The sequence below is a fragment of the Gordonia metallireducens genome, assembly GCF_021245825.1.
Taxonomy (GTDB): Bacteria; Actinomycetota; Actinomycetes; order Mycobacteriales; family Mycobacteriaceae; genus Gordonia; species Gordonia namibiensis.
This window is the reverse complement of record NZ_JAJQJP010000038.1, coordinates 37,963-62,718: the sequence shown is the minus strand read 5'-3', so window position 1 is coordinate 62,718 and position 24,756 is coordinate 37,963. Positions and strand designations below refer to the sequence as shown.

The following is a 24,756-nucleotide window of genomic DNA, read 5'->3' as shown; positions in this document are numbered from 1 at the left end:
GAGTTCGTCGGCAGCGTCAGATGTGTATAAAGAGACTGGGTCTCCTCGGTCGACGAGGTCGTCGCCGGTGGCGCCAGGTGGATCCTCGACTTCGGTCCCGGCGACATCGCCACCCGTCTCTCCGCATCGCTCGTCCGCGGCCAGGGGGTGGGCCTCGTCCCCGCCGCACTGCGCGTCGGTCAGCGCAACCTCTTCAGCCCGGGCGGCGTGCCGGAGGTCGGCACCCCGTGGTCCCAGTTCGCCCCGACCCTCGTCGAGTTGCCCGACGGCCGGACCGTTGTCGAGACCGCGTTCACACGTCTCACCGGACGTTCGCCGATGCTGCTCGCGGGCATGACCCCGACCACCGTCGACCCGGCGATCGTCGCCGCCGCGGCCAACGCAGGCCACTGGGCCGAGCTCGCCGGCGGTGGCCAGGTCACCGAGGACATCTTCGCCCGTAACATCGCCACCCTCACCGACCTGCTCGAGCCGGGTCGCGAGGCGCAGTTCAACGCGCTGTTCCTCGACCCCTACCTGTGGAAGCTGCAGCTCGGCGGCAAGCGCCTCGTGCAGAAGGCCCGCGCCCAGGGTGCGCCGCTCGACGGCGTGATCGTCTCGGCCGGAATCCCCGAACTCGAGGACGCGGTCGCACTGGTCGACGAGTTCGTCGAGGCCGGGCTCCGCTTCGTCGCCTTCAAGCCGGGCACCGTCGAGCAGATCCGCTCGGTCGTACGGATCGCCAACGAGGTCCCGCAGCATCCGATCATCGTCCAGATCGAGGGCGGCCGCGCCGGTGGCCACCACTCGTGGGAGGACCTCGACGACCTGCTGCTCGCCACCTACGGCGAACTCCGCGCCCGACCCAACGTGGTCATCTGCGTCGGCGGCGGTGTCGGCACCCCGGAGCGTGCCAGCGAGTACCTGACCGGCGTCTGGTCGACCGGCTACGGCTACCCGATGATGCCGCTCGACGGCATCCTCATCGGCACCGCGGCGATGGCCACCAAGGAGGCCACCACCACCCCCGAGGTCAAGCAGCTCCTCGTCGACACCGCCGGTATCGACGAGTGGATCGGTGCGGGTCACGCGACCGCCGGAATGGCTTCGGGCCGTTCGCAGCTCGGCGCCGACATCCACGAGGTCGACAACACCGCGTCCCGCTGCGGCCGTCTGCTCGACGAGGTCGCCGGTGACGCCGAGGCCGTCGCCGCACGTCGCGACGAGATCATCGCGGCGATGGCGAACACCGCCAAGCCGTACTTCGGCGACGTCGCCGAGATGACCTACCGCGAATGGCTCGACCGTTACGCGACCCTCGCCGTCGGCGACGCCAACGGCGATCAGCACCCGTGGGCCGACATCACCTGGCAGCAGCGTTTCGTGGAGATGCTGCAGCGCACCGAGGCCCGCATGCACCCGCAGGACTCGGGCCCCATCCCGACGATGTTCGCCGAGCTGTCGGCCACCGACGACCCGCACGCCGCGATCGACGCGCTGGGCAGCGTCTACCGCGAGATCGACACCGACATCCTGCATCCCGCGGACGTCGCGTTCTTCCTCGAGCTGTGCCGCACCCCGGGCAAGCCGGTCAACTTCGTGCCGGTCATCGACAAGGACGTGCGCCGCTGGTGGCGCAGTGACTCCCTGTGGCAGGCCCATGACGCGCGCTACGGCGCCGACGCCGTCTGCGTCATCCCCGGCCCGGTCGCCGTGGCCGGCATCACCCGCGTCGACGAGCCGGTCGGCGAGCTGCTGGACCGCTTCGAGGCGCAGGTCGTCACCGACCTGCTCACCGCCGGTGTGCGCTCGGTCGAGGTCGCCTCGCGCCATCGTGCCGGACTCGTCGAGGACGCCGGCGTCCTGTCCGCCGTCCTGGAATCCGACGACGTGAGCTGGGCGGGACGCATCGTCCCGAGCCCGGTCGCCCTCCTCGGCGACCGCGCCGCCTGGTCGGTCGTCGCACCCGAGCGTGCCGAGCACAAGCCCACCGGCGCCGTCATCGAGCAGGTCGGCAGCGAGAACGGCGTGGCCCGTTTCGATCTCGTCGTCCCGATCTCCGGTGCGGCCGTGCGTATCCCGCTCCTCGCCGGTCTCGGTGTGCGCGACGGTGGGTCGCCGGTCGTCGGACTCGACGAGGCCGCCGGGGCGATGACCGAGATCCTCACGGTCGCCGCGGGCGGCGCGCTCGCCGAGGTGACCGACGGCACCGCGACCACCACCATCACCTGGCAGCCCGACTCGGTGGCCGACCACGCGTCGGTGACCGGCTTCTCCCTGCCCGCGCACCTGCGTCCGACCACCCCGACCGAGCCTTTCGGCTTCGCCGTCCCCGACACCCTGGTCGGCGCCTGCTGGCCCAGCGTGTTCAGTGTCATCGGTGCCGCCCGTACCGAGACCGGTGCGCCGGTCGTCGAGGGTCTGCTCGACCTGGTCCACCTCGACCACGCGATCGCCCTCACCGGTGAGATCCCCACGGAGACCGCCGAACTGACGGTGACCGCCCGTACCGGTGCGGTGCGCGACTCCGACGTCGGCCGTGTCGTCGAGGTCTCGGTCGAGATCGCCGGACCCGCCGGACCGATCGCCACCCTCGAGGAACGCTTCGCGATCCGCGGACGCCTCGGTGCCGCCGAGCTCACCGACCCGCTCCGTGCGGGCGGTGCCCCGAAGGACGAGCAGGCGGCCACCCGCAAGCTGCTCCGTTCGGCCACCATCACCGCGCCGAACCGGATGCACGGCTTCGCCGTCGTCTCCGGCGACCGCAACCCGATCCACACCGACGCCTCGGCGGCCAAGCTCGCCGGTCTCGGTGATCCGATCGTGCACGGCATGTGGCTGTCGGCCGCCGCGCAGCAGGTCGTCACCGCGACCGACTCGAAGAACCCGACCCCGTCGCCGCGACCGCTGATCGGCTGGACCGCACGCTATCTGGGCATGGTCCGCCTCGGCGACACCATCACCGTGCGCGTCGACCGCGTCGGCCTCGACAACGGCCGCGAGGTCGTCGAGGTGAGCGCCAAGGTCGGCGACAACCTCGTCATGAGCGCCACCGGCCTCCTGGCCGTGCCGCGCACCGTCTACGCGTTCCCGGGCCAGGGCATCCAGTCCAAGGGCATGGGGCTCGACGCACGGTCACGCTCCAAGGCCGCCCGCAAGATCTGGGACCGCGCCGACAAGCACACCCGCAAGGCGCTCGGCTTCTCGATCCTGGCCGTCGTGCGGGACAACCCGACGACCCTCGTCGCCAACGGCACCACCTACAACCATCCCGACGGCGTGCTGTACCTGACGCAGTTCACCCAGGTCGCCATGGCGACCCTCGGGGTCGCGCAGATCGCCGAACTCAAGGAGGCCGGCGGTTTCGTCGAGGGCGCCATCACCTGTGGCCACTCGGTCGGTGAGTACAACGCCCTCGCCGCCTGCGCCGGTGTCCTGCCGCTCGAGGCCGTCCTCGAGGTCGTGTTCCAGCGCGGCGAGGCCATGCACCACCTGGTCCCGCGAGATGAGCTGGGCCGCAGCGACTACCGCATGGCAGCGATCCGGCCGAGCCAGTTCGGTCTCGCCGACGCCGACGTCACCGGGTTCGTCGCCGACCTCGGTGCGGAGATCGGCGAGTTCCTCGAGGTCGTCAACCTCAACCTGCTCGGCTCGCAGTACGCGATCGCCGGCACGGTCCGCGGCCTGGAGCACCTCGAGGCCGAGATCGACCGCCGCCGTGCCGAGTTCGGGGGCAAGCGGGCGTTCATCCTCATCCCGGGCATCGACGTCCCGTTCCACTCCAGCGTCCTGCGCGCCGGTGTGCCGGAGTTCCGCGGCAAGCTCGAGGAGCTGCTGCCCGCCGACATCGACATCGACATCCTGATCGGGCGGTACATCCCGAACCTGGTGCCGCGCCTGTTCAACCTCGGACGTGACTTCGTCGAGGAGATCGCGGCGCTCGTGCCGTCCGATCCGCTCAACGAGGTTCTCGCCGACTGGGACACCTGGACCGCCAAGCCGACCGAGCTGGCCCGCGTGCTCCTGATCGAGCTCCTCGCCTGGCAATTCGCGAGCCCGGTGCGCTGGATCGAGACCCAGGACCTGCTGTTCGGCGGCCCGGAGCGCGGCGGCCTCGCCGTGCAGCGCTTCGTCGAGATCGGTCTGAAGGGTGCCCCGACCCTGACCGGTCTGGCCAACAACACCCTCAAGCTCGACGACTACGCCTCGGCCACCACCGAGGTGGTGAACGTCGAACGCGATTCCGACGTGATTCTGGCCAAGGACGCCGGCCACGAGCCGGAAGAGGACGAGATCCCCGCTCCCGCAGAGTCGGCCGCCGCCCCGGCGGAGGCTGCTCCCGCGGCGGCGCCGGCTCCGGCTGCCGCTCCGGCGGCTCCCGCGGGCGGCCCGCGTCCCGACGACATCGCGTTCACCCCGTCGGATGCGGTGAAGTCCGTTATCGCTCTGTGGACCAAGATGCGCGTCGACCAGATCGGCGCGGCCGACACCATCGAGGCGCTGTGTGACGGTGTGTCCTCACGCCGGAACCAGCTGCTGCTCGACATCGGCGGCGAGCTCGGACTCGGCGCCATCGACGGTGCGGCGGAGGCCGACATGGTCGCGCTGTCGTCGACGGTCGAGACCCTCGCCCGCGGCTACCGTCCGCTGGGTGCGGTGCTCACCGACGCGGTCAGCGACCAGGTCCGCAAGGTCCTCGGCCCGCTGGGCAAGCGCCAGAACTACATCACCGACCGCGTCAGCTCCGTCTGGCAGCTCGGCCCCGGCTGGGGACTTCACACGACCGTCGCGCTCGCCCTGGGTACCCGGGACGGTGCCTCGGTCCGCGGTGAGGCATTGGGCAACCTGCTCGACGGCCCGGTCGCCAACGCCGACGCGCTCGACGCGCTGATCGACAAGGCGGTCACCGCCGTGGGTGCCGAGAAGGGCATCGCGGTCGGCAAGCCCGCCGCCGAATCCGGCGGTGGCGCAACGGTCGACGCGGCTGCCCTCGGTGAGTTCACCGAACAGATCACCGGCCGGTCGGGTGCGCTCGCCTCGGCGGCGTACACCGTGCTGGAGAAGCTGGGACTCAGCGAGGTCGCCGACCTCGCCGAGGCCGCGGCCGACCCCAACGCCGAGCTGGCCGAACTGGTCAGCGCCGAACTCGGATCGGACTGGGCGCGCACCGTCGCACCGGCGTTCGACGACGCCAAGGTCGTCCTCATCGACGACCGGTGGGCAACCGCCCGTGAGGATCTCGTCCGTCTCTGGCTGACCGACGAGGACGAGCTCGACGCCGGCTTCGAGAAGCTCGTCGGCGGGTTCGCCGGCGCAGGGGACACCGTCGCCGAGCACGCCACCTGGTGGCAGGGCAAGGCCCTCGCGAACGGGAACGCCGTGCACGGCCGCGTGTTCGGTGCGATCGCGCACGCCGCCGAGAACCCCGAGAAGGGGATCTACAGCCGTGAGATCGCCGTCGTCACCGGCGCTTCCAAGGGCTCGATCGCCGCAGGTGTGGTGGCCGGACTCCTCGCCGGCGGGGCGACCGTCATCGCGACCACCTCGCGCCTGAACTCCGAGCGCCTCGCGTTCTACAAGAAGCTCTACCGCGAGAACGCCCGCGCCGGCGCCGCGCTGTGGATCGCCCCGGCGAACATGGCGTCGTACACCGACGTCGACGACCTGGTCGAGTGGGTGGCCACGGAGCAGACCGAGAACCTCGGCGGCACAACGGCGGTGGTGAAGCCGGCCATGAAACCGACGATGCTGTTCCCGTTCGCCGCGCCGCGGGTGGCCGGTGACCTCACCGACGCCGGCGCTCGCGCCGAGCTGGAGATGAAGGTCCTGCTCTGGTCGGTCGAGAGACTGATCGCCGGTCTGGCGGAGGTCCACTCCGACCACGACATCGCGGCCCGCCTGCACGTCGTCCTGCCGGGTTCCCCCAACCGCGGCATGTTCGGTGGCGACGGCGCCTACGGCGAGAGCAAGGCCGCCCTCGACGCGCTCGTGACCCGCTGGTCGGCCGAGGAGTCGTGGGGTTCGAAGACCACGCTGGCCCACGCCCTCATCGGCTGGGTGCGCGGCACCGGACTGATGGGCCACAACGACGGCATGGTCGATGCGGTCGAGGCCGCGGGTGTCCGCACCTGGAGCACCGAGGAGATGGCCGCCAACCTGCTGACGCTCTGTACCCCCGAGCAGCGTGTGTCCGCGGCGACCGCTCCGGTCCTGGCCGACTTCACCGGCGGGCTCGACGCCTCGACCGACCTCAAGGCGCTCGCGGCCACCGCCGCAGCGGCTGCCGAGGCCGCCGAGGAGGCCGACGAGGCATCGGAGACGACCACCGTGGCCGCACTCCCGGCGCCCGCCCGCGCACCGCGCAGCATGCGTCCGGAATGGCCGTCGATCGACGCGCGTCCCGAGGACCTGGTGGTCATCGTGGGTGCCGGCGAGCTCGGCCCCTACGGTTCGGCGCGTACCCGCTTCGAGATGGAGGTCGACGAGAAGCTCTCGGCGGCAGGCGTTCTCGAGCTGGCCTGGAACACCGGTCTGATCCATTGGGATTCGGCCCCGAAGCCGGGCTGGTACGACACCGAGTCCGGTGATCCGGTGCCGGAGAGCGAGATCGCCGAGCGCTACCACGACGAGGTCGTGTCGCGGTGCGGCATCCGTCGCTACGCCGACGACGGCGCGATGGTCGACAACACCTCGCCGCTGCTCACCTCGGTGTTCCTCGACGAGGACCTGACCTTCACGGTCAACTCCGAGGCCGAGGCCCGTGCCTTCGCAAGTGCCAACCCCGAGAAGACGCGGGTGACGCAGAACCCCGACGGCGACTGGCAGGTCACGCGCCTGGCCGGCACGGAGATCCGTGTGCCGCGCAAGCTCTCGCTGACCCGCACCGTCGGCGGCCAGATCCCGACCGGCTTCGACCCGACCCGCTGGGGTGTCAGCCCCGACATGGTCGAGGCGATCGACCGGGTCGCACTGTGGAACCTGGTCGCGACCGTCGACGCGTTCCTGTCGTCCGGCTTCACGCCGAGCGAACTGATGCGTTGGGTGCATCCGGGCCTCGTCGCCAACACCCAGGGCACCGGTATGGGTGGCATGGCCTCGATGCGAGACCTGTACATCAACACCCTGCTCGGTGAGGCCAACGCCAACGACATCCTGCAGGAGGCCCTGCCGAACATCGTTGCCGCACACGTCGTCCAGTCGTACGTGGGCTCCTACGGTGCGATGATCCACCCGGTCGCGGCCTGCGCCACGGCAGCGGTGTCGGTCGAGGAGGGCGTCGACAAGATCCGTCTCGGCAAGGCGCTCTTCGCGGTGGCCGGCGGCTTCGACGACCTCGGCATCGAGGGCATCGTCGGCTTCGGCGCGATGTCGGCGACCGCGGACTCGGCGAAGATGACCGCACGCGGCATCGACGACCGCCGGTTCTCGCGGGCCAACGACCGTCGACGCGGCGGGTTCGTCGAGTCGGCCGGCGGTGGCACGATCCTCCTCGCCCGCGGCGACGTCGCGGCGGAGATGGGTCTGCCGGTCCTCGGTGTGGTGGCGTGGGCGCAGAGCTTCGGCGACGGCGTGCACACCTCGATCCCGGCTCCGGGTCTCGGCGCCCTGGGCGCAGCCCGCGGTGCGCTGTACTCGCCGCTGGCCAACGCTCTGAACTCGCTCGGTGTCACCGCCGACGACGTCGCGCTGGTGTCCAAGCACGACACGTCGACGAAGGCCAACGACCCCAACGAGTCCGAGCTGCACGAGCGCCTCGCGGAGGCGATCGGACGCAACACGGGCGCCCCGCTGTTCGTGGTGTCGCAGAAGTCGCTCACCGGTCACGCCAAGGGTGGTGCCGCGGCCTTCCAGCTGATCGGCCTGTGCCAGATGCTCCGCGACGGCGTCATCCCGCCGAACCGCAGCCTCGACTGCGTCGACGAAAAGATGAAGGAGTACCCGCACCTGGTGTGGCCGCGCGAGACGCTGCAGCTGGGGGAGCGGTTCCCGCTCAAGGCCGGCCTGCTGACCAGCCTCGGCTTCGGTCACGTCTCCGGTCTCATCGCGGTCGTCCACCCGGAGGCCTTCATCGCCTCCCTGGCGCCCGAGGAGCGAGCGACCTACCGCAAGCGTGCCGACGAGCGTGCGCGTCTGGGCAGCCAGCGCTTCCTGCAGTCGATCTGCGGTGGCGAACCGGCCTACCAGCGTCCGCCGAACCGTCGCTTCGACGAGTCGGTCGACGAGCACGACGCCGAGGCGGGCATGCTCCTCGATCCGTCGGTGCGCCTCGACGAAGCGGACGTGTACGGCTCCGCGCCGGTTCCGGGAACCCGGTGACGGCAGCGGATTCGAGCGGTGAGGCGAAACCGGAAGAGATGAGCGTTCTCGGAGTGGGCATCGACATCGTGTCGATCCCGGAGTTCGCCGAGCAGCTCCGGCAGCCGGGTACGACGTTCGCCGACCGGTTCACGGTCGGCGAACGGCGGGACTCGGCTGCCGGAACCGGCGACGACGCACGGCATCTCGCTGCGCGCTGGGCGGCGAAAGAAGCCGTCGTGAAAGCGTGGTCGGTGAGCCGGTTCTCGCGTTCCCCGCTGCTGCCGCTGATCCGGCACAGCGACATCGAGGTCGTCACCGACAGCTGGGGCAGGCCGGCGATCCGGTTGTCCGGTGAGATCGGTGACCACCTGCGCGACACCGTCGTCCACGTGTCCCTGACGCACGATGGGGACACCGCGGCGGCAGTCGCGATCCTCGAGGGCCGATAACCCCTCAGGGCCCTTGAATCGCCACGACTCTCAGACCGTCGTCGACTCCTCGAGCAGCAGATAGCCCGCGAGCATCCGCTTGAGTTCGGCGACGGTCTCGTCGTGGTCGTGGCCGTCCTGCACCGAGAAACTGAGCAACGAGTACGCGGTGTGCACCAGCACCTGCGACATCATCTCGCGCCGTTCACGTTGAGAAGGCGTGAGTGGCGCGAGAATCCGTGCGACCTGTTCGGCGAGGACACGTTCGTTCTCCGACGCCGTCGCACGCGTGGCGGGCGTCGACTGCACCGCCAGCCACACCGCACGACGTGACGGATCGGTGCGCCACAGAGCCGCGAGATGGTCGAGGAACTTCTCGAGCAGGCTGGGCCATTCGAGGGACGGCACCTCGGTGGCGAACGCGGTCAGCTCCTCGCGGACGTCGACGGTGTCCTGGCGGTCGAGTTCGCAGACGATGACGTACTTGTTCGCGAAGTACTGGTACAGCGTCCCGATCGGGACCTCGGCGCGCGCCGCGATCTCCTCACACGTCAGCGATTCGAAACCGACGTCGATCAACAGCTCGCGGGCCGCCTCGAGCATCGCCTGGAACTTGCGCTTGCTTCGTTCCTGCGTGGGCCGCTTGCGCGGCATCAGCGGTTCGGCGGACTCGGCCATCGGCGGGAGATCTCAGACGGACAGGTCGCGGCGCAGCTTGGCCACGTGACCGGTGGCGCGGACGTTGTACTGCGCGAGCGCGATGGTCCCGTCGGTGTCGACGAGGAACGTGGAGCGGATGACGCCGGTGACGGTCTTGCCGTACATCTTCTTCTCGCCGAAGGCGCCCCACTCGGTGAGCACCTTCTTCTCGGGGTCGCTCAGCAGCGGGAAGGTGAGCCCTTCCTTCTCGACGAACTTGGCCAGTTTGGCCGGCTTGTCGGGTGAGATGCCCAGCACCGTCAGGCCGGCGTCGTTCAGCTCGGCGAGATTGTCGCGAAAATCACACGCCTGCTTGGTGCAGCCGGGCGTCGACGCCGCCGGGTAGAAGTAGACGATGACCTTCTGGCCGGCGTAGTCGGACAATGACACCGGATTCTCGTTCGCGTCGGGCAGGGTGAACGCTGGTGCGCGATCACCGACGGACAAACGCTGTGCCTCCACCGAGGGAGTGACCTCTGCCATGAGAGCAAGGCTAGTGCATGGTCACCTGCCGCGAGGCGAGGATGTCGTAGCATCGAACCGCCGCCGTCTGGCGGTGATCTGACAGTCGATGACTACGCGTGAGCAGTGACGACGCGTAACCAGAGCGAGAAGCGCCGGAAGGATGCAACGTGGCCGGAGACACCGAACGTATCGAGCAGGAGATCGCCAAGGCCCGTGAGGACCTTGCCAGCACGCTCGACGCGCTCGCCGAACGTGCCAACCCGCAGCGCCTCGCCGACGACGCGAAGTCCAAGGCACTGGCGACGCTGCAGAAACCTCCGGTCATGTACTCCATCGCCGGCGTGGGGGCACTCGTGCTGGTCCTCGTGGTTCGCAAGATCACCAGCTGACCCACGCCGCTGCCGGCACCGGCGGGACGCAACGGCTCACAAACCCGCGCAAACCCGCTCCGACCAGGCGATTTCACAACTGGCGATGGTGTCGGGTAATGTTCCTTCTCGCCGCCGGGAGGTACTCCGGAGGCGACAAAGGCAAGCGCCATTAGCTCAATTGGCAGAGCAGCTGACTCTTAATCAGCGGGTTCGGGGTTCGAGTCCCTGATGGCGCACAACAGCTCACAAGACGTCTCGCAAAAAGCGAGGCGTCTTGTGGCATATCAGGGTTTGTGACGAAGAGGCATTCAGGCCGGTGTGCGGGCGGTGCAGCGGACACGCCGCCGAACGGACGACACACAGCGGAACTCACAGACCGAGTTCTCGTACACTGGTGCGAGATTCGGGGAGGCATTCGGCCGACCAGTCATCAGAGTCGGTCGGGACAGGTGGGAGAGAGATGGGGATCGGTCGTTCTTCACGACGGATGTCACTGATCATCAGTGGTGTGTTGCTCGCGATCATCGCGCTCGTGACGTCGTGCTCGCAGGCGCCGTCGTACTCCGACAACGTGACGAGCTCGAGTCTGTTCGACGATCTGCTCAAGCCCGCGGTCGACATCACCGAGCTGAACGATCAGCCGCTGAGCGACAACACGGTCGGCGTGCAGCCGGGTGCCCCCATCAAGGTCACGACGAGCGAGGGCACGCTGAGCCGGGTCCTCATCACCAAGTCGGACGGGACCCCACTCAAGGGCACCTTCTCCGACAACGACACCGTCTGGGTCAGCAACGAGGCGCTCGGCTACAACCGCACCTACACGCTGGAGACCGACGCGGTCGGCATCGGCGGCGCGGTCACCAAGAAGGTCACCTTCACGACCAGCAGCCCCAACAACCTGACGCAGGCCTACCTGACCCCCAACCCGGGTGAGACCGTCGGCGTCGGACAGCCGATCGCGGTGAAGTTCGACGAGCCGATCCCGAACCGTCGGGCCGCGCAGAAGGCCATCCGGGTCGTCACCGATCCGCCGGTCGAGGGCGCGTTCTACTGGATCAGCGACAGCGAGGTCCGGTGGCGTCCCAAGGAGTACTGGAAGCCCGGCACCAAGGTCCGGGTCGCCGTCAACACCTACGGCATCGACCTCGGCGACGGTCTCTTCGGCCAGGAGAATGTCCGCACCAACTTCACGGTCGGCCGCCGGATGGTGATCACCGCCGACGACAACACCAAGCAGGTGGTCTTCGAGCGTGACGGCAAGGTCATCAAGACCATGCCGACGTCGATGGGCAAGCCGGGCGACGAGACCGACAACGGCATCTACCTGATCGCCGACAAGCATGACCACATCATCATGGACTCGTCGACGTACGGCGTCCCGATCAACTCGTCCAACGGTTACCGCACACCTGTCGATTACGCGACGCGGATGTCTTACAGCGGTATCTTCTTCCATTCGGCGCCGTGGTCGGTATGGGCACAGGGCAACACCAACACCAGCCACGGCTGCCTCAACCTCAGCCCGGAGAACGCGCTCTGGGTCATGAATAACACGCTGCGAGGCGACCCGGTGGTCGTCAAGAACACCACGGGCGGCACGCTCTCCGGCACCGACGGCCTCGGTGACTGGAACATCCCGTGGTCGGAGTGGCGCAAGGGCAACGCGGACAACTCCTGATCCATGAACCGTCCGTCCGAGAGTCGAAGATCTGGTTCTCGTACGGACTCGTCCCGGATCGGCGGGCTGCGCTGGTTCGTCCCGGTCTGCGCGATCGTGGTCGCCGGCACCGCACTCGGGGGCTCCGCCGCGGTGGTGCACGCAGCACCGTCGGTCGTGTTGCCGAGTTCGGGGTGTGAGACGGATCTGCCGCCGAAACCGAAGAAGGGTCCGGTCGACCCGCGAGACCTGATCCCCCGGCTGCCCGACCGCTTCAGCATCCCGCTGCCGTATCCGCGGATCCTGCCGGTGCCCGAACCGGCTCCGGAGAAGCCGGTGGTCCGCATCCCGTCGGAGAAGCCGCCGAAGGACCCGTGCTCGGACCCGTGCCCGGACATCACCGACCCGCCCAAGACGAAACCCGACGCCGGCGGTCCCGCGTTGAGCATCGAGTTCCCGAAGATCACCTTCGATCCGGCTCCCAAGAACATCCCTGTTCCGGTGCCAAACCCGAACCCGCCGGAGCTTCCACCGCCACCTGCGGCCGTCGCCCCGGGTGTCGACGCCGGACCGGTGGCATCCAAGCCGACGCGTCCGCGGGTGTCGGGCGTCGACCTCGTCAGCACACTCACCGGCAAGGGGTCGACGAGCCGCACCGACAAGCGCTGGCAGATCCACGGCACCGACCTCGGGATCATGTGGGAGTCCTCGCCCGGGAAGGTCGCGGTCGTCTTCGGCGACACCTTCGGCAAGGGGTTCCGCCCGCCGGGAGCCAACGGTCGGGATTGGCGTTCCAACGTGCTCGGGTTCTCGAGCGATGCGAAGCTGTCCGACGGCATGAGCATCGACACGATGATCCAGGACAGCCGTTGCCACGCCGCGGAGTTGTTGAGCGCACGCCGCGTCGACCACTACGAGATCACCGTCATCCCGACCTCCGGTTTCGCGATCGGGGACCGGCAGTTCATGACGTACATGTCGGTGCGGACCTGGGGCAAGATCCCCGGCGCGTGGCTGACCAACCACGGTGGGCTCGCGTACTCCGACGACGGCGGGTCGACGTGGACCAAGGACCCGTACGCCCGGTGGGACAACATCTTCGGCGTCAGCCAGTTCCAGGTGTCGTCGATGGTGCCGCACGGCGAGTACGTCTACATGTTCGGCACACCCAACTCCCGGATCGGATCGGTGGGCCTCGCCCGCGTCCACCGCGGCCACGTGCTGAACAAGACCGCCTACCAGTACTGGCGCGACGGTCGATGGGTGCCGGCCCGCGACGGCAACGTCGCGTCGGTGCTCTTCGCCGGCCCGGTCGGTGAGGTGTCGGCCCGCTACGACGAGAAGTCGAAACGCTGGCAGCTGACCTACCTCGACGCCCTCCGCGGCGGGATCGTGATCCGCAAGGCCCGCGAACCTCAAGGACTCTGGTCCGAGCCCAGCGAGCTCGTCCACTCGTCGAAGTACAACCAGCTCTACGGCGGCTTCATGCACCCCTGGTCCAGCGGTGAGGACCTGTACTTCACCATGTCGACCTGGACCGACTACAACGTCTCACTGATGCGGGCGCGCGTTCGCTGAGGCTGTACCCCCTGCTGTCTGAGGTGCGTTGAGCTGGGCGGCTTTGCCCCCCCGCTGCCTGAGGTGCGTTGAGCTGGGCGGCTTTGCCCCCTGCTGCCTGAGGTGCGAGGAGCGCAAGCGACGAGCCACGAAGGCCTCGTAACCGTCGGTCGCCAAGCCCTTCGTGGCTCGCTGCGCTCGCACCTCAGGGAGCGAAGGGTGGCTCGCTGCGCTCGCACCTCAGGGAGCGAAGGGTGGCTCGCTGCGCTCGCACCTCGGGGAGCGAAGGGCGGCTCGATGCGCTCGCGCCTCAGGATCAGTGGTGGCGTCATCTCACCTCGAACGTCCTCGACGTCCCGCTGATCGGACGGATGCGTCCGCTGCCGTCGCGGCTGTTCCCGAGGTACCTCACCCGGTATGTTCCCGACGTCCCCGCGCCAGGACGCCAACTGATCGTGACGCGGGAGGTGTCGAGGCTGCCCGGGGGACGCGCCCACCGGAACTCGGTGGACCAGTCGTTGTCGTCGGCGACCGTCCGCCACGTGCCTCCTTCGCGTCGCTGGACCTCCAGATATGTTCCGCCGTGGCGGAAGTCGTTGTTGGGGTGTGCGCCGACGAACTCGACCCTCACGGTCTGCCCGACACCGTAGGAGTCGCGCGGCTGCCGGAGGACGTCTCCGTACGTGTGCCCGGCGACGGGGCGGTCGGCGGGCACCGGCGGGAGCAGATCGGGCTGTAGTCCGGATTTGTCGACCGGAGCCGGACCGCGACCCAGGCTGCGCCCGGAAGCCATCGCGCCGGCGAGCTTCGCGAATTCCTGCATGTACGCGGGCAGTGTGTAACGGCCGTACTGGGTTTCGCCGCCCTCGTACTGCTGCAGGTCGTATTCCTCCGGGGTGGTGACGTACTGGGTGTAGCTGTTCGAATAGCCCTGCACCAGTACGTTGTCGATGTCGACGCGCAATTCGTCGGCGACCACCCGACGCAGTCGGAGTCCCGCGACGACGGTGACCTCGGCCGGTACCGCGACGAGCACGAGCTCGCCGATCCGCATGATCTGCAGCGGGACCACTGACGGAATCCACCCGGACGGCGGCATGAGCCCGAGCGGGAAGAGGATCAGCTTGGGCGCCTGCATGTCCCGCATCCACGGGGCGATCGGCGGCTTCTTGTCGCCGCCGAGGGCGGCGAACAGCGGGTTGCTCATACCCTCGACGAGGAGGGGGAGCGGCTGTTCGTAGTTGTCCTCACTGCTGGTCGCCGCAGCGGCGGCACCCATCATCGCCGGCGTCGTCGACGCGGGTTTCCCATCGGGCGTGAAGGTTCCGGCCACCCGCACCGCGGACATGTCCACGTACCGCGTGACGGAGTCGACTCCACCGCGCGTCATCGGACGGGTGGCGTCGAAGGCGCGTCGCCCGGCGACATACTGACGCTCACCGATGAGTTCACAGTTGCGCTTGTTGTCGGTGGTCGGACCACTCGGCTCGAACCACTTGAGGGAGAGGTTGGGGGTCATGTCGCCGGCGTTGGTCTGCGGGAAGGCGGCGACGAAGCCCGGTTGGGTGCGCTCCCAGAGATAGCTGGCGTACCCCTTGTTGTCGCCGGCGATCAGGACGTTGTGGTCGGCGAGTGACGTCCCGTGGGTCGAGAACCAGGTGATGGCCCCGACATCCCTGCCGCCGGCGTGCCGTAGGCGGAGGACGGTGACCTGCGGATCGATCGCGTTGGGGAACAGCTTCTTCTCCGACGACGGGTTGGCGTCGAAGGCGACCCTGGAGCGGTTCGCGCTGGCGTTGTGCAGTTCCTCGCGGCCGATGGTGATCGTGCCGGGTGCCAGGTTCTCGTGCGCCCGCACGATGGCGGCGAACATGCCGTCGACCTCGGCGTCGTAGGAATTCTTCTTGAAGCCGAACGCGGCGAGCGAATACGCGTAGTCCCAGGCGGTTCCGCCGCAGGACGCGTGCGAGTGCTGCGCGTTGAGGTTGACGTTCGACTCCGTGTACAGCGAGCCGAAACGCCTGCGCAGCTTCTCCATCAGTCCCATGTGGTGCGAGGAGAACAGGCACGCGATGTCGGCCGTCAAGAAGACCACGCGCTTGCCGGTCGCCCGGTCGACGACGATGTAGGCACGCGCCCAGCATCGTTGCAGCAATCCGGCCGCGACCTGCTCGGGGTTGGAGTAGCCCATCATGCCCTGTCCGGCAACGGCTCCCGTGACATCACCGATGCCGCAACCGACGAGGTAGTCCGTCGAGTCGCCGGGCGCGGCCGATGCCCGGCCGGCCTGGCTCGTGCCGAGCGCCAGCCCGGCACCTGCCGCGGTCACCGCCGCACCGGCGATCAGTTGTCTCCGTGTCACGTCCACGTGGTGTGTCCCTTTCAGACTTTCTCTGGGGTGTTCTCGGGGCGATCGGTGTCCTCGGCGTCGACGATGTGCGTCGACAGGGTGGTCACCACGGCGTCGGCTATGAGGTCGCAGACGGCGCGGTCCCCGATGTTGAGGTACGACAGGGTGATTCCGTCGGTGGCCGCGAGGACGAGCGGTGCCAGTTCGGTGGTCGGTCGGTTCCAGCCGGTGCCGGTGGCCGCGGCGACACCGTCGAGTGCTTCGGCGATCGCCGCGTAGTAGCGGAGGTACATCTGGGCGCCGAGGTCGCTGAGTCCGTCTGTCTGCCTTGCGTATTGGTTGAGCGAGATCATCGCCTGCTCGCGGTCGGGGTCGGCCTCGACCCCGTCGATGTAGGCGGAGAGCGCGGTCCGCAGGATCGTCACCACACCGGTTCGTCCGTGCGAGATGTTCTGGGTGCCCTCGCCGAGCGCGGCTCCCACCGCGGTCAGTTCCTTCTCGGTTCCGCGTTCGACGAGTGCGGCGAGGAGTTCGTCGCGGGTGGCGAACACGTAATGGAAGGTCGACAGGGTCACCCCGGCCTCCGCGCAGATCGCGCGCGTGGTCGCGCCGTCGACCCCGTGTCGGGCTATCACCCGAAATGCGGACTCCAACAACAGTTCTCGACGTTCTTCGACGGGCATCCTGGATCTCATGGTCGTGCCGCTCACCTCAGATCGCCGAGGATCTCGCCCGCGGCACGACGCCCCGAGCGCACCGCGCCGTCCATGTAGCCGGTCCAGTGGTCCGAGGTCTCCGTGCCGGCCCAGTGGATGGGGCCGACGGGCTCGCGAAGGGCGGTGCCGTACCTGGTGAGAGTTCCCGGCCTGCTGACGGCGACGGGACCGCCGCGCGACCACGGTTCGAGGTCCCACTTGAACACGCCGTGGTCGATGAAGTCCCGCGCCTCGGGTCCGAAGTACTCGACGAAGTTGGCGATGCACTCCTTGACCAGCGTCGACTCGGGGGCGTGGTCGAGGCGGCGCATGGCGTCGGCCGAGATGAAGCCCATCAGGATGTGGTTGCCCTCGGCGTAGCTCTCGAAGGTGACGTCGATGGGTCGTCCGGCGCCGTACACCTGCCCGGACAGGCCGTTGTCGCGCCAGAACGGCCGCTTGTAGAGCGCTGCGAACTTGCTGACCGCACCCATGCGGTAGCCGCGATGGATGCCGGTGCGCGCGGCGGGAAGCCCTGGCCGGTAGTCGATCTGGCCGGCGATGGCGGGGGACATGGCGACGATGACGCGGCGTGCGCGGTGGGTCCCGGCGTCGCTGGTGACGGTCGCGATGCCGTCGGCGTACGAGATCGCCCGGACGGGCGCGTTGTAGACCATGTCGGCGGAGAGCTCACGCGCCATCCGGAGTGGGATGAGTGCGGCGCCGCCCTCGAAGAGCCGCTCCTGCGCCCCGTCGTCGGTGCTCAGGAGGCGGATGAGGGTTCCGGGGTTCTGTTCGTCGCCCGACGCCGCGATGTAGTTGAGGTAGTAGAGGGCGGACACCTCGTCGGGGCGGACGGACAGCGGCGCCGACATCGCTATCTGGACGAGGTCGCGCGCAGTCGGGGAGTCGGCGATCTGGTGGGTGTACTGCCCCCACGTGATCGAGTCCAGGTAGGCGGCGTTGGGATGCTTCCACGGCTCGCCGACGGGGAAGCCCGCCAGGGCGTCGGCTTGGGCACGTACCAGCGCGGCACCCGCCTGCCCGAGGTCGGCGACGGCGGGTATCGGCAGGGCCGCGGGTACGCGAGTGGTGCCGGTCCGGCCGACGAAGATGCTGTCGCCGGCGTTGTAGGTGCGCAGCGTCCGTACGTCGTACTCGCGGGCGAGCCCGGCGATGTGACCCTGTGTGGGACCGATGAATTCGGCTCCGGCGTCGAGTGTCGCGCCCAGCTTGGGCGAGGTGATGTTGTGGACGCGGCCACCCGCGCGCTCGCGGGCTTCGAGCACCGTCACCGATGCGCCCGCCGCCTTGAGTGCCTTCGCCGCCGCCAGCCCGGACAGTCCTCCTCCGACGATCACGACATCGACGATCCCCGACGGTGCGGCCGACGCCCGTCCTGCACCGATGAGCGAAGCCCCTGCAGCGGCTCCCGCCGCGGCAAGTGTCCCGCCCAGGAAGTGCCTGCGTGAAAGGTGTGTGCCCATGTGATCCGCCGTTCTCGTGGTGATGCGAGGCTATCGACCACATGTTCAGGTCAGATGACCTGAAGTATCGAGAGAGTAACAGGGGAGTGTGAGGCGCAACACCCCCTCCGACGACGCAAATCGCCACTCGGGTACTCAAACGCCGGCTGGAAGTGGCGCTCGAGTGCCCGGGTGGCGATCCTGAGGAAGCTGGGGGCGCGGTAGAGAATCGCGGCTCGCACTCGGTGCGGCCGCGGTGGGTGGGACCGGAGATCAGTCCTTGTTGCCGGGGATACCGACGATGAACCCGATCCCGATGATGATGCACGAGATCAGCGCGACGACGAACATGACCCAATAGGCTGGCATGGGTGTCACGTTACTGCGGGAACCATACGCCCGCAGCCACTTCGGGATCATTGAGGTCCTTGGACCCGCAGGGCTTGAGGCCCAAGGAATTAGGTGCGGTGGGCGGTGGTTCCCGGGCCCACGCGGCGTCGGGAAACAGATCAGTCCGCGGCGTCGGCCTTGGCCATGGCGCCGGCGAATGCGGAGACGTCGATCTCCTCGGACATGACGGTCTTGGTGCCGTTGTAGACGTCGCGGTCGATGTCGTCGTCGGCGTTGGCGACGAGCATGGCGACGAAGGTGTCGCCGTTGACGTTCAGGAATGTGCGGAAGATGCCGGCGAACCAGTCGACGGCGATGAGCAGGCCGACGGCCTCGAGGGGGAGGTCGAGCGAGGTGGCGAGGAAGGTCGCGACCACCGGGAAGCCTCCGGGCACGGTGATGGTGCCCATGTTCAGCAGGATCGCGAGGGCCATGCCGAGTGCGATGTCGCCGAGTGTGAGATCCACTCCGCCCGCCTGGGCCAGGAACATCACGACGATCATGTAGTTGAGGACGGCCCCGTACGACCCCATCGTGAGGCCGATCGACAGCGTGAAGTTCGCGACCTTCTGACTGACGCCCACCTTCTCGACGGTGTTCTTGAGGACGGTCGGGAAGGTGACCGCGGAACTGGTGGTGGTGATCGCGATGGCGGTCTGTTCGACGAGTTTGCCGGGCAGCTTCCACGGGTTCAGGCGGGTACGCGCCGTGACCACGACGACGAACAGCACGAACAGGATCGCGACACCGAGCGCAGTGGTGCCCAGATACTTCAGTGCGGTGGTGATGACGGAGAACCCGACGTCGCCGGCCAGCGGGGCCAGCAGGCAGAAGACCCCGATCGGCGCGATGTACATGACCAGCCGGATCATGGTGAGCACGATCTGCTGGATCTGATCGATGAAGGTGAGGACCCGGTCGTCGCCGGTCTTGTTGATCTGCATCCGCAGTGCGACGCCGAACAGCAGGGCGAAGATGATGATCGGCACCATCGTGGCCGTCGACATCGCTTCGAAGACGTTCTTGGACACGAAGTTCAGGAGTGTGTCCTGCCAGCCGGTCGTCTCGGCGGCCTCCTCCTCGAGAGTGGGGTCGACGGCGCCGTCGAAGACCATTCCGTTGCCCGGTTCGAGCAGCACGCTGAGTCCCCACGCGAGGACCGCGGCCACCACGGAGAACCCGATCATCCACTTGAACGTGCGGAACGCGATCTTGCCTGTCCCGGCTCCCGACATCGACGCCGTCGCCACGATCACCGACGCGAGAACCAAAGGCACGACGGACATCTGGATGAGGCGGATGAACATGTCGCCGATGAACTTCAGGTTCGCCGACCATTCGCCGACGATGAGACCGAAGACCAGTCCGGCGATCGCGCCGATGCCGATCTGCAGTGCGGGATGCTTCAGCGCCTTCAAGGCGTCCTCCTGGGGTCGGATACGCCGCGAACCCTAGGCGGCACGGACTACCCGCAGATGTCACAGATTTGACGTTGAGATTTCGTCGCAGGTGACGCTGTGGATCCGTATGACGTTGTGCCCGGAATCCGGGCACAACGTCATACGCTCTGCTGCGCGTGGATATGCCGCGGCGAGGACCATCGAGGCGGACACCCGAAGGCGGACGTCACCGACCGGCGAGGTCAGACCCCGGTTTCCAGCATCCGTTGACCGGGGTGGGCGCGTTGCCATGCGGCGATCGCGGCGTCCCACTGGTCGCCGTCGAGGGTGGTGACCGACGCCGGGAACAGGGCGTCCTCTTCCTTCGAGATGTGGCGGTGCAGGGCGAACACCTCGCGTCGAAAGCGGTCCTGGTCTTCCGGGGCCGACAGATCCATCGAATCCAGGAAGGCGCCGAGTACGAGATGCTCGTCGACGAGTGGGTCGATGTACTCGGCGAAGAGGTCGTGGTCGCAGTCGAGCAGTTGAGCGAACAGACCGTCCTCCTCGCCATGCCAATGCGACCGTAGTTCGACGGTGAGTCGGCCGGCGAGATCACGGGCTCGGTCCACGTCACCCGCATCGAGTGCGCGGACCGCGTCGCCGCCCAGGTTCACGACCCGTTCGTGCTCGGCGGTGTAATCCCGTAGGAGGGGCATGTCGCGGCAACCGCAGTACTGACACACTCTGTCACCTCTCTGTCCACCCGCCCTCCGTCCCACGGTAGGAGGAATGACGGGGTCCTGCACCCGAGTCCGTCCATGGTGTCTCCTCACGGCCCGGGAAGGTCGGGAACGACGCGTGCGCGGGACGTCGACACACCCTCACCACCCGCACCAGAAACCCGCTGGCCACCGACCCGTATCCTGGATGGGTAAATTCCCGCACCGACCAGGAGAGATCATGCTCGCCCGAATTGACCTGCGCGGTAGCACGCCGACGCTCGCCGAATTGCGTCGTGCGCTGCCCCGCGGGGGCACCGACGTCAATGCCGTACTCGACACGGTGACGCCGGTGGTGCATGCGGTGGCCGAGACCGGCACGCCCGCGGCGCTGGATTTCGGGGAGAAGTTCGACGGTGTGCGGCCGGCCTCGGTGCGGGTCCCCGCGCAGGTCATCGCCGACGCGCTCGCCGGTCTGGACGATCAGGTCGCCGATGCGCTGCGCGAGTCGATCAACCGCGCGCGCAAGGTCCACTCCGATCAGCGTCGCGAGACCACCCGCACCCAGGTCGTCGACGGTGGCGTCGTCAGCGAGAAGTGGATCCCGGTCCGTCGCGTGGGCCTCTATGTGCCGGGCGGCAACGCGGTCTACCCGTCGTCGGTGATCATGAACGTCGTCCCCGCCCAGGAAGCCGGCGTCGGTTCGCTGGTCGTCGCGTCGCCTCCCCAGAAGGACTTCGGCGGCTGGCCGCACCCGACCATCCTCGCCGCCTGCGCGCTACTCGGCGTCGACGAGGTGTGGGCAGTCGGCGGCGCCCAGGGCGTCGCGCTGCTCGCCTACGGCGGCACCGATACGGATGCGGCCGACCAGCCGGGCGCCGTCCTCGACCCCGTCGACCTCATCACCGGTCCGGGCAACATCTACGTCACCGCCGCCAAGCGCCTGTGCCGCAGCGTCGTGGGCATCGACTCCGAGGCCGGCCCCACCGAGATCGCGATCCTCGCCGACGACTCGGCCGACCCGGGCATCATCGCCTCCGACCTCATCAGCCAGGCCGAACACGACGTCCTCGCCGCGTCGGTGCTCGTCACCGACAGCATCGAACTCGCCGACGCCGTCGACGCAGCACTCGAGCAGCAGGTCGCCGCGACCAAGCACCGCGAGCGCGTGACCACCGCGCTGTCGGGGGAGCAGTCCGGCATCGTCCTCGTCGACGACGTCGAAGCCGGACTCGCCGTCGTCGACGCGTATGCCGCCGAACACCTCGAGATCCAGACGCGCGACGCGGCGGCGGTCGCCGACCGCGTGCACAACGCCGGTGCGATCTTCGTCGGCCCGTACGCGCCGGTCAGTCTCGGCGACTACTGTGCGGGCTCGAATCACGTTCTGCCGACCTCGGGTTCGGCGCGCTTCGCATCGGGCCTGTCGGTGCAGACCTTCCTCAAGGGCGTCCACGTCATCGACTACGACGAGGCCGCGTTGCGTGAGGTCGCCGACAAGGTCGTCACCCTCGCCGACGCCGAGGACCTGCCCGGTCACGGCGACGCGGTGAAGCAGCGTTTCGCCGGAAGCGTGCGCCCGTGACCGCATCGGACGCGACTGTGAGGGGCGGGACGGGCAATCCGGTCCCCGGATCACACATCAGCGTCGACGACCTGCCGCTGCGGGAGAATCTGCGCGGCAAATCCGCTTATGGCGCACCGCAACTCAAGGTGCCGGTCATCCTCAACACCAACGAGAACCCGCACCCGCCGTCGCAGGCGCTGATCGACGACGTCGCCGAGTCGGCGCGCGAGGCCGCCGCGGAACTGCACCGCTATCCGGACCGTGATGCGGTCGCGTTGCGCACCGACCTCGCCGCCTACCTGACGCGCGCCACCGGCGTGCAGCTCGGCGTCGAGAACCTATGGGCGGCAAACGGTTCCAACGAGATCCTGCAGCAGTTGCTGCAGGCGTTCGGTGGTCCCGGGCGGTCCGCGCTCGGTTTCGTGCCGTCGTACTCGATGCACCCGATCATCTCCGACGGCACCGACACCACCTGGCTGGTCGCGGCACGGTCGCCCGACTTCGGTCTCGACATCGACTACGCCGTCGCCGAGGTGACCAATCGCGAACCCGACGTGGTCTTCGTGACCTCGCCGAACAACCCGACCGGAGGCTCGCTACCGCTCGCCGATCTCCGACGCATCGTCGAGGCGGCGCCCGGCATCGTGATCGTCGACGAGGCCTACGCCGAGTTCTCCGCAGCGCCGAGCGCGACCGAGCTCATCGACGAGTTCCCGACCAAGGTCGTCGTCAGCCGCACCATGTCCAAGGCCTTCGCCTTCGCCGGTGGCCGCCTCGGCTACCTGGCCGCCGCCCCCGCAGTCGTCGACGCCATCCAGCTCGTCCGCCTGCCGTACCACCTGTCGACGCTGACGCAGGCCGCCGCGCGCGCCGCCCTGCGCCACAGCGACGACACCCTCGCCGGCGTCGCCGCGATCATCGCCGAACGCGAACGCGTGGAGGCCGCGCTCACCGGGTTCGGCTACCGAGTCGTCGACTCCGACGCCAACTTCGTGCTGTTCGGCGGTTTCCGGGATGCCCCGGCGTCGTGGCAGCGTTACCTCGATGCCGGTGTCCTCATCCGGGACGTCGGGATCACCGGCCACCTGCGGGTGACCATCGGACTCGCCCACGAGAACGATGCGTTCCTCGACGTCAGCCGCACGCTCGCAACAACAGATCTGGAGAACTCTCAGTGAGCACCCCCGCGCCTCGCATCGCGAAGGTCGAACGCACCACCAGGGAATCGTCGATCTCGGTCGAACTCAACCTCGACGGGACCGGTATCACCGACATCTCCACCGGTATCGCGTTCTACGACCACATGCTGACGGCGTTCGGTCAGCACGGCAGCTTCGACCTCACCGTCAAGGCCGAGGGCGACATCGAGGTCGAGGGACACCACACCATCGAGGACACCGCCATCGTCCTCGGCCAGGCGCTCGGTCAGGCCCTCGGCGACAAGCGGGGCATCCGCCGCTTCGGCGACGCCTGGATCCCCATGGACGAGACCCTCGCGCAGGCCGTCGTCGACGTCTCCGGTCGCCCGTACTGCGTGCACACCGGCGAACCGGAACACCTGCTCACCGCCGTGATCGGCGGGTATCCGGGGGTGCCGTACTCGACGATCATCAACCGGCACGTGTTCGAGTCGATCGCGCTCAACGCCCGCATCGCCCTACACGTGCGGGTGCTCTACGGCCGCGACCAGCACCACATCACCGAGGCCGAGTTCAAGGCCGTGGCGCGCGCACTGCGCACCGCCACCGAATACGACGCCCGCGTCAGCGGCGTCCCGTCGACGAAGGGAGCCCTGTGAGCGCAACCGACGTCACGATCCTCGACTACGGTTCGGGCAATCTACGCTCGGCGCAGCGGGCGCTCGAACGCACCGGCGCCCAGGTGACGGTGACCTCCGACTTCAACACCGCGCTGGAGGCGACCGGCCTGGTCGTCCCCGGTGTGGGTGCGTTCGCCGCGTGTATGGAAGGCCTCCGTGCGGTGAAGGGCGACCGGATCATCGGCCGTCGTCTCGCCGGCGGGCGTCCGGTCCTGGGCATCTGCGTCGGCATGCAGATCCTCTTCGAACGCGGCGTGGAGTTCGGGGTCGAGGCCGACGGCTGCGGTGAGTGGCCCGGCAGCGTCACCCAGCTGCCCGCGCCGGTCCTGCCGCACATGGGCTGGAACACCGTGGAGGCCCCGGAGGGGTCGTTGCTGTTCGACGGCCTCGACGCCGACACCCGCTTCTACTTCGTGCACTCCTACGCCGCACAGAACTGGGAGATGGACAACGTCGGTTCGCCGCTCACGGCGCCGAAGCTGACCTGGGCCGAGCACGGCGGACGCTTCCTGGCCGCCGTGGAGAACGGACCGCTCTCGGCCACGCAGTTCCACCCGGAGAAATCCGGGGACGCCGGCGCCCAACTCCTGGAGAACTGGGTGAAGGGCCTCTCATGACCGACGGCACACCGGCCGGCGACGCAGACGGGAACCTCTCCGACACCCCGTCTGCGGGCGGCGGTTTCTCGATCGCCAAGCTCGCGTTCTACGCTCTCGGCGCCGGTGTGCTGGTCCTGGCGGTGTGCATACCGCTGATCCTCCTGCTGGCGAACTGGTCACCGGTCGCCGGCCTGATCGCCGCGCTGGCCGCAGTGGTCGCGATGATCGCGGCCATCGGTACCGTGGCAAACCGCATGGTCAACCGCGCGCGGGCGGACCTGATCGCCGCCCGCGACGGACACCCGCCCGCCTGAC

The 24,756-nt window shown here is 68.5% G+C and carries 17 protein-coding genes and 1 tRNA gene; 11 read left to right on the top strand and 7 right to left on the bottom strand.

Annotated elements, in window-relative coordinates; all coding sequences use genetic code 11:
- Nucleotides 1-147: 147 nt before the first annotated feature.
- Together LQD00_RS15965 and acpS are read left to right on the top strand one after the other, a co-directional pair.
- Nucleotides 148-8,295, top strand: a complete 8,148-nt coding sequence (locus LQD00_RS15965) for a polyketide synthase (RefSeq protein WP_308195984.1) — start codon at nt 148-150, stop codon at nt 8,293-8,295.
- Nucleotides 8,296-8,333: 38 nt separating this feature from the next.
- Nucleotides 8,334-8,726, top strand: coding sequence for a holo-ACP synthase AcpS (acpS, locus tag LQD00_RS15960; RefSeq protein ID WP_232718147.1), 393 nt, complete (start codon nt 8,334-8,336; stop codon nt 8,724-8,726).
- A 30-nt stretch (nt 8,727-8,756) separates the two neighbouring features.
- Here acpS and LQD00_RS15955 read toward each other — a convergent pair whose 3' ends face one another.
- Nucleotides 8,757-9,383, bottom strand: coding sequence for a TetR family transcriptional regulator (locus LQD00_RS15955; protein ID WP_232718146.1), 627 nt, complete (start codon nt 9,381-9,383; stop codon nt 8,757-8,759).
- A 12-nt stretch (nt 9,384-9,395) separates the two neighbouring features.
- The gene (gene bcp / locus LQD00_RS15950) at nt 9,396-9,887 is read right to left on the bottom strand and encodes a thioredoxin-dependent thiol peroxidase (RefSeq protein ID WP_232718145.1); all 492 of its coding nucleotides are present in this window, start codon (nt 9,885-9,887) and stop codon (nt 9,396-9,398) included.
- A 149-nt stretch (nt 9,888-10,036) separates the two neighbouring features.
- On the opposite strand from bcp, the gene LQD00_RS15945 reads away from it, so the two are divergent.
- From LQD00_RS15945 to LQD00_RS15930, 4 genes are all read left to right on the top strand, one after another.
- Nucleotides 10,037-10,258, top strand: a complete 222-nt coding sequence (locus LQD00_RS15945; RefSeq protein ID WP_232718144.1) for a DUF3618 domain-containing protein — start codon at nt 10,037-10,039, stop codon at nt 10,256-10,258.
- A gap of 145 nt (nt 10,259-10,403) precedes the next feature.
- Nucleotides 10,404-10,476, top strand: a tRNA-Lys gene (locus tag LQD00_RS15940).
- Between the two features lie 251 nt (nt 10,477-10,727).
- Complete coding sequence (locus LQD00_RS15935) at nt 10,728-11,918, top strand: L,D-transpeptidase (RefSeq protein ID WP_119031951.1); 1,191 nt, start codon at nt 10,728-10,730, stop codon at nt 11,916-11,918.
- 3 nt (nt 11,919-11,921) lie between these two features.
- Nucleotides 11,922-13,475 carry a DUF4185 domain-containing protein gene (locus tag LQD00_RS15930; RefSeq protein ID WP_232718143.1) on the top strand — a complete coding sequence of 518 codons (1,554 nt, stop codon included), beginning with the start codon at nt 11,922-11,924 and terminating at the stop codon, nt 13,473-13,475.
- A gap of 307 nt (nt 13,476-13,782) precedes the next feature.
- Here LQD00_RS15930 and LQD00_RS15925 read toward each other — a convergent pair whose 3' ends face one another.
- The 5 genes from LQD00_RS15925 to LQD00_RS15905 all read right to left on the bottom strand — a co-directional run bounded on the left by LQD00_RS15925 (nt 13,783) and on the right by LQD00_RS15905 (nt 20,453).
- Nucleotides 13,783-15,822 (bottom strand): neutral/alkaline ceramidase, encoded by a 2,040-nt coding sequence (locus tag LQD00_RS15925; protein WP_232718142.1) that lies wholly within the window; start codon nt 15,820-15,822, stop codon nt 13,783-13,785.
- Nucleotides 15,823-15,836: 14 nt separating this feature from the next.
- Nucleotides 15,837-16,487 carry a TetR/AcrR family transcriptional regulator gene (locus tag LQD00_RS15920; protein ID WP_232718141.1) on the bottom strand — a complete coding sequence of 217 codons (651 nt, stop codon included), beginning with the start codon at nt 16,485-16,487 and terminating at the stop codon, nt 15,837-15,839.
- A 23-nt stretch (nt 16,488-16,510) separates the two neighbouring features.
- A complete protein-coding gene (locus LQD00_RS15915) occupies nt 16,511-17,986 on the bottom strand; it encodes a flavin monoamine oxidase family protein (RefSeq protein ID WP_232718140.1) in 1,476 nt (491 codons plus the stop codon).
- A 488-nt stretch (nt 17,987-18,474) separates the two neighbouring features.
- Nucleotides 18,475-19,773: a dicarboxylate/amino acid:cation symporter gene (locus LQD00_RS15910; protein ID WP_232718139.1), complete on the bottom strand. Its 1,299-nt coding sequence runs from the start codon at nt 19,771-19,773 to the stop codon at nt 18,475-18,477.
- 224 nt (nt 19,774-19,997) lie between these two features.
- The gene (locus LQD00_RS15905) at nt 19,998-20,453 is read right to left on the bottom strand and encodes a hemerythrin domain-containing protein (RefSeq protein WP_232718138.1); all 456 of its coding nucleotides are present in this window, start codon (nt 20,451-20,453) and stop codon (nt 19,998-20,000) included.
- A gap of 244 nt (nt 20,454-20,697) precedes the next feature.
- Here LQD00_RS15905 and hisD point away from each other — a divergent pair, with 244 nt between their 5' ends.
- Genes hisD through LQD00_RS15880 form a run of 5 tightly spaced genes read left to right on the top strand, consistent with a single transcriptional unit; the run spans nt 20,698 to nt 24,755 of the window.
- The gene (hisD, locus tag LQD00_RS15900; protein ID WP_232718137.1) at nt 20,698-22,041 is read left to right on the top strand and encodes a histidinol dehydrogenase; all 1,344 of its coding nucleotides are present in this window, start codon (nt 20,698-20,700) and stop codon (nt 22,039-22,041) included.
- On the top strand, nt 22,038-23,201 hold the full coding sequence (locus LQD00_RS15895) for a histidinol-phosphate transaminase (protein WP_232718136.1): 1,164 nt from the start codon (nt 22,038-22,040) through the stop codon (nt 23,199-23,201). Before hisD ends, LQD00_RS15895 begins: the two co-directional genes overlap by 4 nt.
- Nucleotides 23,198-23,821: an imidazoleglycerol-phosphate dehydratase HisB gene (gene hisB / locus LQD00_RS15890; RefSeq protein WP_232718135.1), complete on the top strand. Its 624-nt coding sequence runs from the start codon at nt 23,198-23,200 to the stop codon at nt 23,819-23,821. The genes LQD00_RS15895 and hisB overlap by 4 nt, the downstream gene beginning before the upstream one ends.
- Nucleotides 23,818-24,459 (top strand): imidazole glycerol phosphate synthase subunit HisH, encoded by a 642-nt coding sequence (hisH, locus tag LQD00_RS15885; protein WP_232718134.1) that lies wholly within the window; start codon nt 23,818-23,820, stop codon nt 24,457-24,459. The genes hisB and hisH overlap by 4 nt, the downstream gene beginning before the upstream one ends.
- Nucleotides 24,456-24,755 carry a hypothetical protein gene (locus LQD00_RS15880; RefSeq protein ID WP_232718133.1) on the top strand — a complete coding sequence of 100 codons (300 nt, stop codon included), beginning with the start codon at nt 24,456-24,458 and terminating at the stop codon, nt 24,753-24,755. Before hisH ends, LQD00_RS15880 begins: the two co-directional genes overlap by 4 nt.
- Nucleotide 24,756: the final 1 nt, after the last annotated feature.

Bases quoted from the DNA above. Each gene is read 5' to 3' on its own strand.
- acpS (WP_232718147.1), top strand. From the start codon at position 8,334: ATGAGCGTTCTCGGAGTGGGCATCGACATCGTGTCGATCCCGGAGTTC.
- LQD00_RS15955 (WP_232718146.1), bottom strand. From the start codon at position 9,383: ATGGCCGAGTCCGCCGAACCGCTGATGCCGCGCAAGCGGCCCACGCAG.
- bcp (WP_232718145.1), bottom strand. From the start codon at position 9,887: ATGGCAGAGGTCACTCCCTCGGTGGAGGCACAGCGTTTGTCCGTCGGT.
- LQD00_RS15935 (WP_119031951.1), top strand. From the start codon at position 10,728: ATGTCACTGATCATCAGTGGTGTGTTGCTCGCGATCATCGCGCTCGTG.
- LQD00_RS15930 (WP_232718143.1), top strand. From the start codon at position 11,922: ATGAACCGTCCGTCCGAGAGTCGAAGATCTGGTTCTCGTACGGACTCG.
- LQD00_RS15920 (WP_232718141.1), bottom strand. From the start codon at position 16,487: ATGCCCGTCGAAGAACGTCGAGAACTGTTGTTGGAGTCCGCATTTCGG.
- LQD00_RS15915 (WP_232718140.1), bottom strand. From the start codon at position 17,986: ATGGGCACACACCTTTCACGCAGGCACTTCCTGGGCGGGACACTTGCC.
- LQD00_RS15905 (WP_232718138.1), bottom strand. From the start codon at position 20,453: ATGCCCCTCCTACGGGATTACACCGCCGAGCACGAACGGGTCGTGAAC.
- hisD (WP_232718137.1), top strand. From the start codon at position 20,698: ATGCTCGCCCGAATTGACCTGCGCGGTAGCACGCCGACGCTCGCCGAA.
- LQD00_RS15880 (WP_232718133.1), top strand. From the start codon at position 24,456: ATGACCGACGGCACACCGGCCGGCGACGCAGACGGGAACCTCTCCGAC.